The sequence below is a fragment of the Mesobacillus harenae genome (assembly GCF_013343715.1).
Classification (GTDB): Bacteria; Bacillota; Bacilli; order Bacillales; family Cytobacillaceae; genus Mesobacillus_A; species Mesobacillus_A harenae.
The window spans coordinates 44,976-59,406 of record NZ_JABUNR010000004.1; the positions used below are offsets into that span (position 1 = coordinate 44,976).

The 14,431-nt window shown below is 39.2% G+C and carries 15 protein-coding genes; 11 read left to right on the forward strand and 4 right to left on the reverse strand.

All coding sequences use genetic code 11. The features are described from left to right. Positions 1–123: 123 nt before the first annotated feature. The gene (locus HRJ06_RS06055; protein ID WP_338421062.1) at positions 124–492 is read right to left on the reverse strand and encodes a response regulator transcription factor; all 369 of its coding nucleotides are present in this window, start codon (positions 490–492) and stop codon (positions 124–126) included. A gap of 207 nt (positions 493–699) precedes the next feature. Here HRJ06_RS06055 and HRJ06_RS06060 point away from each other — a divergent pair, with 207 nt between their 5' ends. From HRJ06_RS06060 to HRJ06_RS06075, 4 genes are all read left to right on the forward strand, one after another. Next, complete coding sequence (locus HRJ06_RS06060; protein ID WP_174730418.1) at positions 700–1,068, forward strand: ArsR/SmtB family transcription factor; 369 nt, start codon at positions 700–702, stop codon at positions 1,066–1,068. After that, positions 1,061–3,196 (forward strand): heavy metal translocating P-type ATPase, encoded by a 2,136-nt coding sequence (locus HRJ06_RS06065; RefSeq protein ID WP_174730421.1) that lies wholly within the window; start codon positions 1,061–1,063, stop codon positions 3,194–3,196. Before HRJ06_RS06060 ends, HRJ06_RS06065 begins: the two co-directional genes overlap by 8 nt. Before the next feature lie 34 nt (positions 3,197–3,230). Further along, positions 3,231–3,851 (forward strand): class I SAM-dependent methyltransferase, encoded by a 621-nt coding sequence (locus HRJ06_RS06070; protein WP_338421059.1) that lies wholly within the window; start codon positions 3,231–3,233, stop codon positions 3,849–3,851. Positions 3,852–3,959: 108 nt separating this feature from the next. Further along, complete coding sequence (locus HRJ06_RS06075) at positions 3,960–4,865, forward strand: cation diffusion facilitator family transporter (RefSeq protein WP_174730424.1); 906 nt, start codon at positions 3,960–3,962, stop codon at positions 4,863–4,865. Positions 4,866–5,072: 207 nt separating this feature from the next. On the opposite strand, the gene HRJ06_RS06080 is transcribed toward HRJ06_RS06075, so the two are convergent. Genes HRJ06_RS06080 through HRJ06_RS06090 form a run of 3 tightly spaced genes read right to left on the reverse strand, consistent with a single transcriptional unit; the run spans position 5,073 to position 7,359 of the window. Continuing rightward, on the reverse strand, positions 5,073–5,807 hold the full coding sequence (locus HRJ06_RS06080) for an ATP-binding cassette domain-containing protein (protein ID WP_174730427.1): 735 nt from the start codon (positions 5,805–5,807) through the stop codon (positions 5,073–5,075). 18 nt (positions 5,808–5,825) lie between these two features. Then, on the reverse strand, positions 5,826–6,527 hold the full coding sequence (locus HRJ06_RS06085) for an amino acid ABC transporter permease (protein ID WP_174731145.1): 702 nt from the start codon (positions 6,525–6,527) through the stop codon (positions 5,826–5,828). Continuing rightward, positions 6,514–7,359, reverse strand: coding sequence for an amino acid ABC transporter substrate-binding protein (locus tag HRJ06_RS06090; RefSeq protein WP_174730430.1), 846 nt, complete (start codon positions 7,357–7,359; stop codon positions 6,514–6,516). Before HRJ06_RS06090 ends, HRJ06_RS06085 begins: the two co-directional genes overlap by 14 nt. A gap of 292 nt (positions 7,360–7,651) precedes the next feature. On the opposite strand from HRJ06_RS06090, the gene HRJ06_RS06095 reads away from it, so the two are divergent. The 7 genes from HRJ06_RS06095 to HRJ06_RS06125 all read left to right on the forward strand — a co-directional run bounded on the left by HRJ06_RS06095 (position 7,652) and on the right by HRJ06_RS06125 (position 14,417). Next, positions 7,652–8,020, forward strand: coding sequence for a DUF202 domain-containing protein (locus HRJ06_RS06095; protein WP_174730433.1), 369 nt, complete (start codon positions 7,652–7,654; stop codon positions 8,018–8,020). A gap of 481 nt (positions 8,021–8,501) precedes the next feature. Continuing rightward, on the forward strand, positions 8,502–8,843 hold the full coding sequence (locus tag HRJ06_RS06100; RefSeq protein WP_174730436.1) for a PadR family transcriptional regulator: 342 nt from the start codon (positions 8,502–8,504) through the stop codon (positions 8,841–8,843). Next, the gene (locus tag HRJ06_RS06105; RefSeq protein WP_174730439.1) at positions 8,830–9,471 is read left to right on the forward strand and encodes an HAAS signaling domain-containing protein; all 642 of its coding nucleotides are present in this window, start codon (positions 8,830–8,832) and stop codon (positions 9,469–9,471) included. The genes HRJ06_RS06100 and HRJ06_RS06105 overlap by 14 nt, the downstream gene beginning before the upstream one ends. A 257-nt stretch (positions 9,472–9,728) precedes the next feature. Then, the gene (locus HRJ06_RS06110) at positions 9,729–11,189 is read left to right on the forward strand and encodes a DUF4153 domain-containing protein (protein WP_174730442.1); all 1,461 of its coding nucleotides are present in this window, start codon (positions 9,729–9,731) and stop codon (positions 11,187–11,189) included. A gap of 105 nt (positions 11,190–11,294) precedes the next feature. After that, positions 11,295–11,720: a DUF4395 domain-containing protein gene (locus tag HRJ06_RS06115; RefSeq protein ID WP_174730445.1), complete on the forward strand. Its 426-nt coding sequence runs from the start codon at positions 11,295–11,297 to the stop codon at positions 11,718–11,720. An 89-nt stretch (positions 11,721–11,809) separates the two neighbouring features. Further along, the gene (locus HRJ06_RS06120) at positions 11,810–12,169 is read left to right on the forward strand and encodes a hypothetical protein (RefSeq protein WP_174730448.1); all 360 of its coding nucleotides are present in this window, start codon (positions 11,810–11,812) and stop codon (positions 12,167–12,169) included. 454 nt (positions 12,170–12,623) lie between these two features. Next, the gene (locus tag HRJ06_RS06125; RefSeq protein WP_174730451.1) at positions 12,624–14,417 is read left to right on the forward strand and encodes a TIGR04190 family B12-binding domain/radical SAM domain protein; all 1,794 of its coding nucleotides are present in this window, start codon (positions 12,624–12,626) and stop codon (positions 14,415–14,417) included. Positions 14,418–14,431: the final 14 nt, after the last annotated feature.

Sequence of the window (14,431 nt, forward strand, 5' to 3'; positions counted from 1 at the left end):
TCAAAAGTATTTGATATACTGTATTATAATTCCAATTAATCCAAATTGCAACTGATTAATCAAATAAAATTGATTTAAATTTTTAGGGAGCAACTCCCCGCTAGGAAGGGAGCCTTAGGTGCCTTAGCAGGATTTATTTTTTAAAACTTCCTTCACAGTTGAAACGACATCTTTTGGACTAAAGGGTTTTAAAAGGTAGGCATTTGCTCCCATGGAAAGACCTTCACTTCGATCTTTCTCACTGCCTTGTGCCGTCAAGATAATAACTGGAGTGTCTTTATGAAGACGAAGTTCTTTTAGCACGCTTAATCCATCTTTTCCAGGCATAAAAACATCCAGCAAGATTGCCGCATAATCTTTATTTAAAGCCTTCGACAGTGCGTCTAAGCCGTTATCAGATTCTTCTATATCGTAGTGCTCGCGTTCTAAATACATTTTCAGCAGAGTTCTAATTCTAACTTCATCCTCCGCAATTAAAATATTTGAAATAATGTTTCTCTCCTCCTAAACGTTCTCTTATCTCATAATTTCGATGAATTACTAAAAAAACCTTTAATTATTACTGAATGAGCAGGAAAAACTAATGATTTAGCCTTTAAGAATAATTTTTTTTAAATAAAAGAAATCGTTTGACATTCAAACACATATTTGAATAAACTATATTCAAACGATCTTTTGACTAAGAAAGGAATTATTCTTATGAAAGCACAAGATGTTTGCCAAGTTAATTGTATTGATGAAGAAAAGGTTACAAGGGTAAAAACGAACTTGAAGGATCAAAATCCTATAGAGGTTGCTAAAATTTTCAAAGCGCTATCAGATGAAACCCGTGTCAAAATTGCGTATTCCTTATACTTGGAAGGAGAGTTATGTGTCTGTGATGTTGCTAATATTGTCGGGGCAACAACGGCGACGGCCTCTCACCATTTAAGGATCCTGCGGAAGCTCGGACTGGCAAAGTTCCGCAAAGAAGGGAAGCTTGTATACTATTCCCTCGATGATTACCATGTAAAACAGCTCATCCATCTAGCATTTGAGCATCAAAAGGAGTTGATCAGCAATGAATGAATCATCAGCCCGAGCAGTCGAAAAACAAGTTTATCGCGTTCAAGGTCTCACCTGAGCTAGCTGTGCCAGAAAGTTCGAACAGAACGTAAAGCACCTGGATGGTGTTTCAGACGCAAATATAAATTTTGGGGCCGCCAAGATTACCGTTTATGGAGCGGCAACTATACAAGAGTTGGAGAAGGCAGGGGCCTTTGAAAATCTGAAGATTTATCCTGAAAAGGGAAAAGCCCCCGTTGAACAGAGGGAACCTTTTTGGAAGAGATATTCAGCGTTAATAATATCGCTGTTACTTATCTTTTTAGGTTATGCAGCACAGTTCAAATATGGGGAAGAGAGCCTTGCAGCTGTTGCACCCTTTTTGGCGGCTATTTTGATCGGTGGGTCTTCTCTGTTTAAAACCGGATTAAAAAACTTAATCAGACTTGAATTCGATATGAAAACCTTGATGACCGTTGCTATTATTGGTGCGGCAATTATAGGAGAGTGGGGAGAAGGAGCTGTTGTTGTTATTCTCTTCGCCGTCAGCGAGGCTCTTGAGCGGTATTCTATGGACAAAGCTCGGGCATCGATTAGTTCTCTGATGGAAATCGCCCCAAAAGAAGCAGTAGTCCGTCGAAACGGGAATGAGCAAACCGTTCATGTCGATGATATTCAGATAGGGGATGTTATGCTTGTAAAGCCAGGGCAAAAGATTGCCATGGATGGTGTCGTTATTAAGGGGTTTTCTGCGGTTAATCAAGCGGCCATTACAGGAGAATCAGTTCCTGCTGAAAAAACAGTTGATGATGAAGTTTTTGCAGGAACTTTAAATGAAGAAGGGATTCTCGAGATAAAGGTAACAAAAAGAACCGACGACACAACCATTGCAAAAATTATTCATCTGGTCGAAGAGGCTCAGGCGGAAAGAGCGCCATCTCAGGCATTTGTTGATAAATTTGCTAAATACTACACTCCGGTCATCATGATTGTGGCAGCTCTTGTTGCTGTTTTGCCTCCCTTGTTTTTTGAAGCGAGCTGGAGTGAATGGATTTACCAAGGACTCGCTGTTTTAGTTGTCGGCTGTCCATGTGCATTAGTTGTATCAACTCCTGTTTCAATTGTTACGGCTATTGGAAATGCTGCTAGAAATGGCGTTTTGATAAAAGGCGGAATCTTTTTAGAAGAGACTGGGGCTTTAAAGGGAATAGCTTTTGATAAAACTGGGACGCTGACAAAAGGCACACCAGCTGTTACGGATTTTATAGTAATGGGAAATATAGGTGAACAAGAATTGCTATCGCATGTTACCGCACTCGAATATCGGTCTCAGCATCCATTAGCTGCAGCAGTTATTAGCAAGGCAGAAGATGAAGGGATATCCTTTAAAGAGATAGACGTTGCGGATTTCACTTCTCTAAGTGGAAAAGGAATCAAAGGTGCCATAAACGGCCGGGTATACCATATCGGAAACCCAAGGTTATTTGAAGAACTGGACCCAAACAGTTTAGCGGCTGTAAAGGACCAAATTCAAGCTCTTCAGAATGACGGCAAGACAGTCATGGCTGTCGGAGCTGACGGAAAAATATTAGCTATTATCGCAACAGCTGATCAGATGAGAGAGGGAAGCAGGGAAGTAATTGCGGCACTGCATCAGCTTGGAATCAAAAAGACGATTATGCTAACGGGAGACAACATTGGGACAGCAAGAGCAATTGCAAAACAGGCTGGTGTGACGGATTTTGAGTCAGAGCTGCTGCCTGAAGATAAGTTGAAATTTATTAAGCAAATGAGAGAAGAGTATGGGCGAGTCGCAATGGTTGGTGATGGAGTCAATGATGCCCCTGCCCTGGCGGCGTCAACCGTAGGTATCGCAATGGGCGGTGCGGGAACGGATACTGCTCTTGAGACGGCGGATATAGCATTGATGGGAGACGATCTTAGCAAACTTCCATTCACCATTAAATTAAGCAGGGCAGCACTAAGGATTATTAAACAGAACATCACCTTTTCATTAGGTATAAAAATAGTCGCTTTACTCCTGGTTATTCCCGGCTGGCTTACCCTTTGGATTGCTATTTTTGCCGACATGGGGGCTACTCTGTTAGTTACTCTGAACGGGTTAAGGCTCCTTCGAATAAAGGCCAAGTAAATTTGTCTGAAGGTTAAAGTGTTTCGGGGGATGAATGATGAAAAATAGCTGGAACCAAATTGTTTATCACTGCTGGTCCCCCGTTTATGATTGGTTCTTTAACTCGGGGCCTTTTCTGAAAGCCAGAAAGAAGATATTTGGGAATTTGCTTTTTAATCATGGTGATGAGATTTTATTTATTGGTGTCGGCACAGGGGCGGACATTGAACAAATAAATGTTGAGGGATTAAAGATTACAGCAGTTGATTATTCTGAGGCTATGCTTCAAAAAGCGAGGGAAAAGTTTGATGAAACCAATATCAATTTCCTGCAAGGCGACGCGCAATCCTTATTTTTTCCAAATAACTCCTTTGATTATACGATTGTAAGCTTACTTTTGTCGGTAGTTCCCAACCCCCTCTTAGCTTTATCAGAAGCAATACGTGTAACGAAGCCTGGAGGTCGTATTATTATTTTTGATAAGTTTGCAGCAGATGGGAAAGATCAGCCACTGCACAAAAAACTGTTAAGACCTCTTATTAAGATACTCGGAACAGATATAGGATTAACCTTTAGTGATTTTTATTCAGAGAATAACGCTGAGGCCACGTTGGCAGAAGACAAACCTGTACTGTTTAATGGGATGTATCGAAAGATCATTTTAATAAAAAAGTAATTATGTCTTGGTATCGGAAGCTTGAAATTGATTGGTTAAACATGTGTGTATTTCTGCTCAGGTGGTATTTAGTAAAGAGTAAGAAGTTAACTGTGAGAGGGGATTATAATGGGACATGGTCATAATCACAGCCATAGCCATTCTAATAACAAGCAGGCACTCTTTTGGGCATTTTTGATCATCCTTTCGTTTATGTTTGTTGAAGTAATTGGCGGGATATTAACTAATAGTCTTGCCTTGTTATCTGATGCTGGTCATATGTTAAGCGATGCAGCAGCGTTAGGGCTTAGTCTTTTTGCGATTAAGCTTGGGGAAAAAAAGTCTACGGCAGCTAACACTTATGGGTATAAGCGGTTTGAGATTATTGCAGCAGCTTTAAACGGCCTTACCTTAGTAGTTATTTCTATTCTGATTTTCTATGAAGCTTATCACCGATTGTCCGATCCTCCTGAAGTGTCTAGTATCGGTATGCTATCAGTTTCCATTATAGGGCTATTGGTTAATATAGCTGCTGCATGGATATTGATGAAAGGTGACAAGGACGGAAATTTGAATATTAGAAGTGCTTTTCTGCACGTAATTGGTGATATGCTAGGCTCTGTTGGAGCAATAGTGGCTGCCCTTCTGATTTATTTTTTCGGCTGGGGAATAGCGGATCCGATTGCTAGTGCAATAGTGGCTGTCCTAATTATTATAAGTGGCTGGAGAGTTCTAAAAGACTCCTTTCATGTCCTGATGGAAGGCACTCCCACTGATGTTAATGTTGATAAAATAAAGCTTGCGCTTAAACGGATCCGCCATATCGAGGATATCCATGATCTTCATATATGGTCCATTACTTCTGGAATTCCTATGTTAAGCTGTCATTTATCGATCTCAGAATATGGTAACCATGACGAAATCCTCCATGAAGCACAAGCGATCTTGCATGATATTTTTGGTATTGACCATAGTACTATTCAGGTTGAAACAAGTGAGCATGGCTGTCCTAATTATCATGGAACCTGTAACTAATAAAGGCTATTGTTGTAAACCTATTAGGTGGTAACTCAATTGAAAACCAAAGGAAATAGTTTGATTTTAAAAATCCCCTAAATAATGGAAAGGAGCTATCCATAAAGTCTTGGAGGATAAATTCGAAGATGGTGTAAAATGTGTAAAAAGCATTGGCTGACGCCAATGCTTTTTATTTGCTCCATGAAATTAGCACAATATCGACCTTTACTGTATCATTTGCAGGAATTGCTGAGTCCGTTCTTCCTTTGGAGTAGAGAAGATTTGTTCAGGTGCTCCTCTTTCAATAATGATGCCCCGATCCATAAAAATTACCTCATCGGCCGCTTCACGTGCGAATCTCATTTCATGCGAGACTACCACCATCGTCATGCCTTCACTAGCCAGGTCCTTCATGGCTTTTAGAACATCCCCAACGAGTTCAGGATCTAAAGCTGATGTAGGTTCATCAAATAACATCACCTTAGGTTCCATAGCTAGAGCCCTGGCAATCCCCACACGCTGCTGTTGGCCCCCTGAAAGCTGAAAGGGATAATAGTGTAATTTATCTCCCAGTCCTACCTTTGAAAGAAGCTGCTCTGCTTTCCGGCTAGCGTTTGCAGAAGATTCCTTCTTTACAATGACTGGGCCTTCCATCACATTTTCCAAAGCTGTTTTATGTGGAAAAAGATTATAGCTTTGAAACACCATCCCTGTCAGACTTCTAAATGCCGAAATTCTTTTTTTGGGAACAGTCTTCGAAAAGTCTAGCTGAGAATTACTGATAGTAATAGAACCAGAAGTCGGAGTTTCCAAAATATTGATACAGCGAAGCAAGGTTGTTTTACCAGAGCCGGAAGGACCGATCACGACAACGACCTTGCCTTTTTCAACCTCAAGGTCAATCCCTTTAAGTACCTCAAGATCGTCGAATTTCTTGGTTAATCCTTTAATTGTTATCACGATTGGAATCCTCCAGCGTTATTTTGATACATATCTGTCGAGCCGCCTCTCAATTCTTCCCTGAACGATAGATAGGATAAAACAAATGACCCAGTATATGAGTGCTGCCTGAGTATATAGAAGCAGGAACTCATAATTCGTAGCTGCGATTTCCTGAGCCTTCCTAAACATTTCTGTCACCAAAATCATCGAAGCTAGAGATGTGTCTTTTACTAAGCTGATAAAGGTATTAGAAAGGGGAGGGATTGAAACCCTAGAAGCCTGAGGAAGAATAATCCGTTTTAAAGCCTGCTGGTAGTTCATTCCAATAGAATATCCTGCTTCCCATTGTCCCTTGGGAATGGACTGGATGGCGGCACGAATGATTTCTGATGCATAGGCACCAACATTTAACGAGAAACCGATCACTGCGGATGGAAATGGATCAATGGTAATCCCTACTGTAGGGAGACCGTAAAAAATAATAAATAATTGAACAAGCAAGGGAGTCCCACGGATAGCAGACACATAGATTCTTGCGATTATTTCGAGTGGCTTAATTCCAGAAAGGCGAGCGAGTGCCGTAAGAATTGCCAGTGTCAGTCCTAAAGCGAAACTGATTAATGTTAATGGGATTGTATAAAAAATAGCTCCCTTCAGCAAAGGCAAAAGGGAACTTTCGGCTATATTCGTTAGTCTTTCAAGTCGCTCGGGGTTTGTGAAAATACTATTCAAGTACATTTTCACCAAACCAATTTTCAGAGATATTTGCATAAGTACCGTCTTCAATCATTTCCTGCAAAGCATTATTTACTTCTTCTACTAGAGATTCGCTTCCTTTTCTGAACATTAACCCGCTTTTAGCTGCGTCCTCATGAGTAGCTACAATTTCAACTGGTGCATCTGGTTTCTGCTTCTTAAAGTCCAAGAATGAAAGCTTATCGTTTATAGTCACATCGACCCGTTTAGAATTTAGTAATTCAATAGCTTGATTAAATCCTTCGACACCAACAATCTCAGCCTCGTATGATCTGGCAAGGTCTGCATAGTTGCTAGTAAGCGATTGGGCCGATTGCAATCCTTTGATATCTTCAAATCCGTTTACGTTATCGTTATCGGTCCGAGCTATTAGGACTGCAGCAGAGGTTATATAAGGATCAGAGAAATCATACTTTTCCTGGCGATCGGGACGAATTCCAACCTGGTTTGCGATCATATCGAAGCGCTTTGCATCCAGCCCGGCAAACATGGCATCCCATTGAGTTTCCATAAAAACAGGCTCAACTCCCAGACGATCAGCCACCTCTTTTGCTATCTCGACATCGAATCCAGTGAGCTCTCCTTTATCGTTGTGGAAAGTGAATGGAGGGTAAGTCCCTTCCGTACCAATTAGCAGTTCACCTTCATCCTTTACTTTTGCAAGTAAGTCATTTTCAGATGCCTTTTCAGCAGCATTATTATCTTCTGTATTACTTTCTTGTTCGTTATTTGGTTGGCTTTCATTTGTACCACATCCTGCAGCAACTAGCATAAAACCTAGTAAAAGAGCAAAAAGAAGAGTTAACTTTTTCATTGTATAAAATACCCCCATAATTCATATAAGTTTTCTCGGCATTGATATCTTAATACATGGAAGCCCAGCTGTCAAAACAAAAATTATCCAGATTTAGCATGCAGGAGTATTTTCTGCAGAGATTTGAAAATCATACTTAGTAAAAGGTTTTGATGAACCAGCCAATAGTGACCCGATACTATAATTCAGAGAAACTAAAATAATGATTGGCATTTCTTTTTTTAGGTAATAGAAAGGGAGAGGGCACAATGGCTGATGAGCTGTCTAGCATAACGTTAATGGGGGGATAAAAGTGGAGCAAGACAAGAGCTCGGAGTCCAAATATATTCAGCAGCATCTTGCTAACGAAAGAACTTATCTTGCCTGGGTTCGAACCTCTATAGCGATTATTGGAATTGGGTTTTTAGCATCAAGCCTTCATTTTACAAGTATAAAGGCTGCCAGCATTTTTGCCGATAGAACAGCAGTTCTAGTGAGTTTATTATCATTGACAGCTGGTCTAACTTTACTCTTTTTTGCAGCTGTAAACTATTTTAAAAATAGGAGAAGAATTAACAACCAGACCTTTACCTCCGCAAATAGGTTTATCATTGTTGCAACAGCAGTCATATTTATTATTTTCATCTGGTTATTCATCTATTTAATCGGAATTATTCTATAATTGGACTCCTTTGTCTTTGCTTTATATTAAGAAAGGGGAACAAAAATAAGCAGCAAAATCATTTGATTGTATCTGGTTTTTTGTTTTAAAGAAGAAAACAATGAAAGATAATAAAGCAAAAACTCCGAGGTATCCAAGCAGATAGCCAGGTTCCCGAATGCTGCTCCAAAATCCCAAGCGAAATGACGGATTTAGACCCAGCGATCGAGTATGTGAAGAGCAAATATTCACTCTTGTTACGCAGGTTATCAGGAAGCATTTCTATCGGAAGATTAGCTCCCGTTGTTGACAGCTGCATCACTACAAATACTAGGGCAACAAATCGCCCAACGTTTCCGGCAAGTGCTGTCAAGAAGAGAATGATAGCCGAGAAGGTTTTGCTGACAAATATGGCGAATAGGATATTTAAATAAAGCCTTTACATAAATATAGAGTTTAGTTATGATTGAAATATACCTTTTAATTCTAGGTAGGTGAAAAAATGTTTAATCGTGAACTTTTAAAAGGAAGTACCTCGCTCGTTCTTCTTCAGCTCTTAAATGAAAGAGATATGTATGGGTATGAATTGGTTAAGGAGCTGGCAAAACGAAGCGAGCAGAGCCTTCAGGTAAAGGAAGGTACGCTATATCCAGCCTTGCATAAACTTGAAAAGCAAGAGTATATCCAATGCTATTGGCAAGAGCAGGAGAAAGGACCAGCCCGTAAATATTATAAAATTACAGATGAGGGAAAGAACGTTTTGCTGGAGAAAACAAAAGAGTGGCAACACTTTGTCCAGGTTATGAATAAGGTGATCAGGAGAACGGAAAATGATTCAATCTAAACGGGAGTACTTAGAGCAGCTTAATAAAGAGCTTAGAAACCATCCCGGAAAACAAGAGATAATCCAAGATTACGAGCATCATATTTCAGAATTGATGCTTGAACTTTCAAGGGGGCAGCTTGATGAAGAAGAGGTAATCAAGCAAGTGCTGGTTCAGTTAGGCACACCCGCTGAAATTGCAGTGAGCTGGCAGGAGGAGCTTTCAGTAACTCCTGTAAAAACTCAATGGCTGTTTATTATTGCGAATTTGTTATTTTTTATTGCGGGAACACTGCTAACCGTCATACATAATATGGTTGAGTGGAGCTGGGTAGATATTCTTTGGGAAAGTCTCACCAGTATTCCGTCTCTAATTATAGTGATGTATTTGATATTCTGGGCTCTTCTTGGTTATGAAATAGGGAAAAGCTTTGGACATGGCGGGCGTAACTTAATGCAAAAGACTTTTGTTCTTTCGCTATTGCCGAATGTTGTTCTAATGAACCTTACTCTTTTTAACATCATCCCTCACGATTGGTTTTATCCACTCCTGAATCAACATTTTATCGTGAAATGTGTGGTCTTTACTTTGCTGCTGTATCCTGTTTGCTGGGCAGGCTATCGCTGGGGCAAGTATGAATCTGTTTAACCAGTTCACATACATATCTCGGAGGCATCCTGTGAAGTCGCTTAACAGTGACTTATTTTTTAATAATATACATAGAATTACTATGTATAGTTACTTGTTCATTTTAAGGAGGGAGGTTCGGTAGATCTTCAGCGGAACAGCGAATCAACAACCAAGTTAAAAAGAATCGTTGTTAGAGTTTCATCTGTACATATACATAGAATTACTATGTATTCGAAGGCATTCAACTTCAAATTGATGATGGGAGGAAGACTAAAATGAATATACAGCTTACAAAAGAGGATAAGATATTTTTTATTCTTTGTCTCGTTTTAGGAATAGTTGCAGAGCAATCATTTTTTCACGGCCGGATTGGGGTTTCCTATCTGGTTTTTATTGCTAGTTTTTATAGCGTTTTTTATTGGAAGTATCGAAAATTCTCTTTCTTTAATAAAAAAATGGGATTGCTCTTATTTATGTGTATCTGGGCCTTGTCAACAGGGTTTCTACTATATTCAAACCTAATCCTTTATGTGATAAATAGTTTTATTATCCCATGTCTTGTTATTTTTCACATCATAATTATTACTACCAAATTTCCTGCATCCTGGCACAGTTTTGCATTTGCAGAAAGCACTTTAAGGAAACTTGCTGAAGGTATAAAATACAGCTTTGCTTTTCTTTCCCTCGGTCCAAACCGGATTAAAAATGGATTAAATGAAGAGGCGAGACAAATAGTAAAACGGATTGTAATTGGTTTAGGAATTTCAGTTCCATTATTATTCGTCATAATACAGCTGCTAATTTCTGCTGATGGTCAGTTTGAACAGGTGCTTGGATCCCTCCCTAACTGGATTGCAGGTCTCCAGTTAGGTGATGAACTTTTCCGTTTGGCTGTTATATTTTCCTATACACTTGGATTCTTCGGCTTGCTACAAGTACTGTCAAGGAGGGCGCAACTCCCTGCGACAGTTAAACTTGATATCAGTATCATATGGGATAGTGTTATTGTGCTAACAGTACTAGTTCTCTTAAATCTTGTTTATGGTTTGTTTACTATTGTTCAATTTAGATATTTTTTCGGAGAAGCACTGCAGAGCGGGTATACGTACGCTCAATACGCCAGAAGGGGATTTTTCGAATTACTTATCGTAACGGTATTTAATCTGTCTATCTTAACGGCTGCGTTGTCATTTGTAAAAGAACAAAACAAAGGAATAAAATTATTTATAAAATTATTGCTTACACTTTTAGTTTTATTTAGCGGAGTAATGCTGTATTCAGCAGTTATCAGGTTGTTAATGTATGAAGAATCATATGGCTTTACGTTCCTAAGAGTTCTTGCCCACTCATTTATGATTTTTCTCATGATTATATTGGCTTACACCTTAGCACGGGTTTGGCTAGAAAGACTGTCTCTACGCCACTTTTACATAATTTCTGCTTTACTTTATTATTCAGTGATAAATATTGTAAATATCGATCAGTTTGTAGTTGACCGCAACATGAATCGCTACGAGCAAACAGGTAAAATTGATGTTTCCTATTTAAACAGCCTTTCCTATGAGGGTGTAGCCGGGTTGGCAGATCTATATAAACAGGATAAAAGGGTCCCAATGTTAGGGGGAATCCTAAGGGAACGTAAGCAGGAATTTGAAAATTCGCATGAAAACTGGCAATCTTATAATTTTTCAAGACAAAGAGCATTCGAAAAGTTAGAATCATTGGACCTTGAATAAAAAAATGTCTTTGGGAAATGTTCTCACTACCTTCACAAATTCATCATCAAAGGGTAAACTGTTATTAAGTAAAGAAATCCTATAAGATAGGTGGGAATTAAAGGAATGAGTAAACATCCTAAATCAATCCCTCAACCGCTTGTTCGTACAAACCAGTGGACGATAGTAATTAGTATCCTTGCCACCTGGATCTCAGGGTGGGAGTGGCTTTTAGCCATACCTCTCATAACTGGATTGATGGGCCTGTTCTTTGGCTTTAATCCAATAATGAGAACTGCCGCGCTGTTTCTGAAAAAACATAAGTCACAATATACGCCAGAGGATTGGGACCAACAGCAATTCAATCAAAAAATTGCTGTGTTATGTTTGGGCGGAGGATTAATATCATTTTCTTTTGAATTAAATACATTAGGCTATATTTTAACGGCAATGGTGTTCTTGGCTGCATTCATAGCAATTCTCGGATTTTGTGTTGGGTGTTTCATCCGCTTCCAATGGCAGCAATATTCAGCAAAACGGCGAGTAAACTAATCCTCCTTTAGGGTTTTTGTGCGTATTTTGTAACATATCAATAAGGTTAAAGATGATAAGATAAAGGCAACTAAAGTTTAAGGGAGATTATGATGGATCAAAATTCAAATACAATCTTAAATATGCTGTCTGATGTAAAGGAGTCCATGGCCGCCCTTAATGAAAAGCTTGAGAGAGTTGAAAAACGGCTGGACCAGCTAGGGAAAGTTGATAGTATTGAACACCGGGTCACCTCTAATCAAATTGATATTACCGATATAAAAGACGCTTTGGAACGAATGGAAGAGTTACAGGTTGCCAGAGTTGAAAGAATTGCCACTGAGATTTTGGAAGCATCGGCAAAACAGAATGAAGCGGGGGTGGCATCAGTCCAAAAGCGGCTTGATACACACCTGTTAAAGATAGGAAGAGTTGAAGAGGATATCCTTATCTTGCAAGGAGATAAATAATAATCCAAAGGCTGCCAAGGGCAGTCTTTTTTTGTAGGAAACGAAAAGAGTTCAAGTTTACGGATAATTGTATGGGTTATCTGCATCCAGCTCCAGCGGCCAGCCCGAGTCGCTTATGCATCAATAGAGAAAACAACCCCGGAGTCCTGTCCCACGGCTGCAAAGAAGCGTTTCTGGTAGATGTCCAGCTGATGAAATCAAAGAACGACTTCACCTTGAAGCCCTCCAGCGTTTGTCGAAGCTAAACAGTCGGCTTCACATTAAGGTTTGTCGGAGTATTCAAGGCTCTTGCGCTTGTTCTTTGGCAAATATATGAATAACAAAGCGGCCAAAATGGCGTGTTCACAAAATATTTAGTACTGCAGAGTAAGCAAAGTTATTTTAGGAGTTATGATTAGGTTGTAAATATAGAACCTCTATTAATTTATTATCCTATAGTTCGAGGTGAGCTGTTATGAAATTCGACTTAGTTTTATTGCATGCCCCCAGTGTCTATGATTTTCGTAAGAATCCCTTGCTGGCTGGTCCAATAAGTGATGTGGTTCCATCGTCACCTGTTTTTGAGATGTATCCTATTGGATTGACGAGTATTGCAGAGTATTTAGAGCGGTTTGGCCTCCGTGTGAAGATTATTAACATTGCGAACCGCATGCTGATGGATGAAAATTTCGATGTGGAAAAGAAATTAAGAGGTATGAATACGAAAGCCTTTGGCATCGATTTGCATTGGCTTCCTCATGCTCACGGCAGCATTCAACTTGCGAAGATTGTCCGAAAGCTGCATACTGACACACCGATTATCTTTGGAGGGCTTTCTGCTACGTATTATCATGAAGAACTGATTGAGTATCCTTTCATTGATTTCGTTATGAGAGGAGACTCCACTGAAAAGTTAATGCTCCAGCTTATGATAGGAATCAAAAATAACACCCATCATTTTGGTGCCATTCCAAATTTAACATGGAAAAATAATGGAACTCCTGTTTACAACCCGTTAACTTATGTACCGGAAAGCCTTGATGAGTTTGATATCCCCGGATATCGTTACACTGTGAGATCAGTATTTAAATACCGTAATTTTCTCGATCCACTTCCTTACAAAGGGTGGCTTCAATACCCAAATACAGCTATTTTGACGGCCAAAGGCTGTACGCAGAGATGTTTGATTTGTGGCGGCTCTAAACAATCGTATAAAGATAACTGTAACAGAAAGGCCTTAGCAACACGCTCTCCGGCAAAACTTATTGAGGATATCCTATTTATCCAAAGATTTAGCAGGGCTCCTATCTTTATTCTTCATGATATAAGACAGGCTGGAAATGCCTACGTTGATGAGTTTTTTGAAAGGCTAAGTAAGATAAAATTAAAAAACGAGTTGGTGTTAGAGCTATTTCAGTACGCAAACGAAGAGTACTTTAAGAAAATTAAGAGGGCTGTACCAAATTATAGTATCGAACTGACTTTAGAGACTTTTGATGAAGAGCTGAGGAGATATAATGGTAAGTTTAATTGTACAAATCAAAAGGTGATTAAAACGCTTCAATATGCTTTAACGCATGAATGTAAAAAGGTTGATATCTTTTTTATGGTGGGAATACCCCATCAAGATTATAAAAGTGCTCTTAGAAATGTCGATTTTTGTGAAGAGATTCACAAGGAATGTGGGGAGGATAAGCGTTTATCTTACTTTGTGGCGCCGCTTGCACCGTTTTTAGACCCTGTAAGTTCAGCTTTCGAAGATCCTGATAAATATGGATATAAAAAGTTCTGCCATACAATTGAGGATCATAGGAAGGCAATCGCACAGCCGTCATGGAAATACATGCTCAGCTTTGAAACAGATCATATGACAAGGGAAGATATCGTAAACGCTACATATGAATCAGCTAAAGCACTAAATAGCTTTAAACTGAAATATGGATTAATTGATCAAAAAACATTTGCTGAAGTGAACGGGAAAATTGCTAAGTCTATATCTTATATAACAAGAATTGATGAAATTATGGCACTCCCAGAAGCTGAGAAACAAATAGAATTAGATAAATTGACTATTGAATTGGAGGAAGTTAACCGCTACAGTATTTGCGGAAAAAATGAGCTTAAATGGGAGGTGAAAAAGCACTACGCAGATGTTTTTTCACTTACAGCTATTGGACTGGAGCTTCTTTTAAAGGATATTTTAACAAATATCAAACATCGATATCATTCCTACAATCGCTGGATTGCCAACCGAACCGCTCCTAAATAAAATAAAACCCCTGA

What these genes read in the sequence shown, in the direction of transcription:
- HRJ06_RS06100 (WP_174730436.1), top strand. Translation starts at nt 8,502, where the DNA reads ATGTTTAATCGTGAACTTTTAAAAGGAAGTACCTCGCTCGTTCTTCTT.
- HRJ06_RS06085 (WP_174731145.1), bottom strand. Translation starts at nt 6,527, where the DNA reads ATGTACTTGAATAGTATTTTCACAAACCCCGAGCGACTTGAAAGACTA.
- HRJ06_RS06120 (WP_174730448.1), top strand. Translation starts at nt 11,810, where the DNA reads ATGATGGATCAAAATTCAAATACAATCTTAAATATGCTGTCTGATGTA.
- HRJ06_RS06105 (WP_174730439.1), top strand. Translation starts at nt 8,830, where the DNA reads ATGATTCAATCTAAACGGGAGTACTTAGAGCAGCTTAATAAAGAGCTT.
- HRJ06_RS06075 (WP_174730424.1), top strand. Translation starts at nt 3,960, where the DNA reads ATGGGACATGGTCATAATCACAGCCATAGCCATTCTAATAACAAGCAG.
- HRJ06_RS06070 (WP_338421059.1), top strand. Translation starts at nt 3,231, where the DNA reads ATGATGAAAAATAGCTGGAACCAAATTGTTTATCACTGCTGGTCCCCC.
- HRJ06_RS06115 (WP_174730445.1), top strand. Translation starts at nt 11,295, where the DNA reads ATGAGTAAACATCCTAAATCAATCCCTCAACCGCTTGTTCGTACAAAC.
- HRJ06_RS06090 (WP_174730430.1), bottom strand. Translation starts at nt 7,359, where the DNA reads ATGAAAAAGTTAACTCTTCTTTTTGCTCTTTTACTAGGTTTTATGCTA.
- HRJ06_RS06125 (WP_174730451.1), top strand. Translation starts at nt 12,624, where the DNA reads ATGAAATTCGACTTAGTTTTATTGCATGCCCCCAGTGTCTATGATTTT.
- HRJ06_RS06110 (WP_174730442.1), top strand. Translation starts at nt 9,729, where the DNA reads ATGAATATACAGCTTACAAAAGAGGATAAGATATTTTTTATTCTTTGT.
- HRJ06_RS06060 (WP_174730418.1), top strand. Translation starts at nt 700, where the DNA reads ATGAAAGCACAAGATGTTTGCCAAGTTAATTGTATTGATGAAGAAAAG.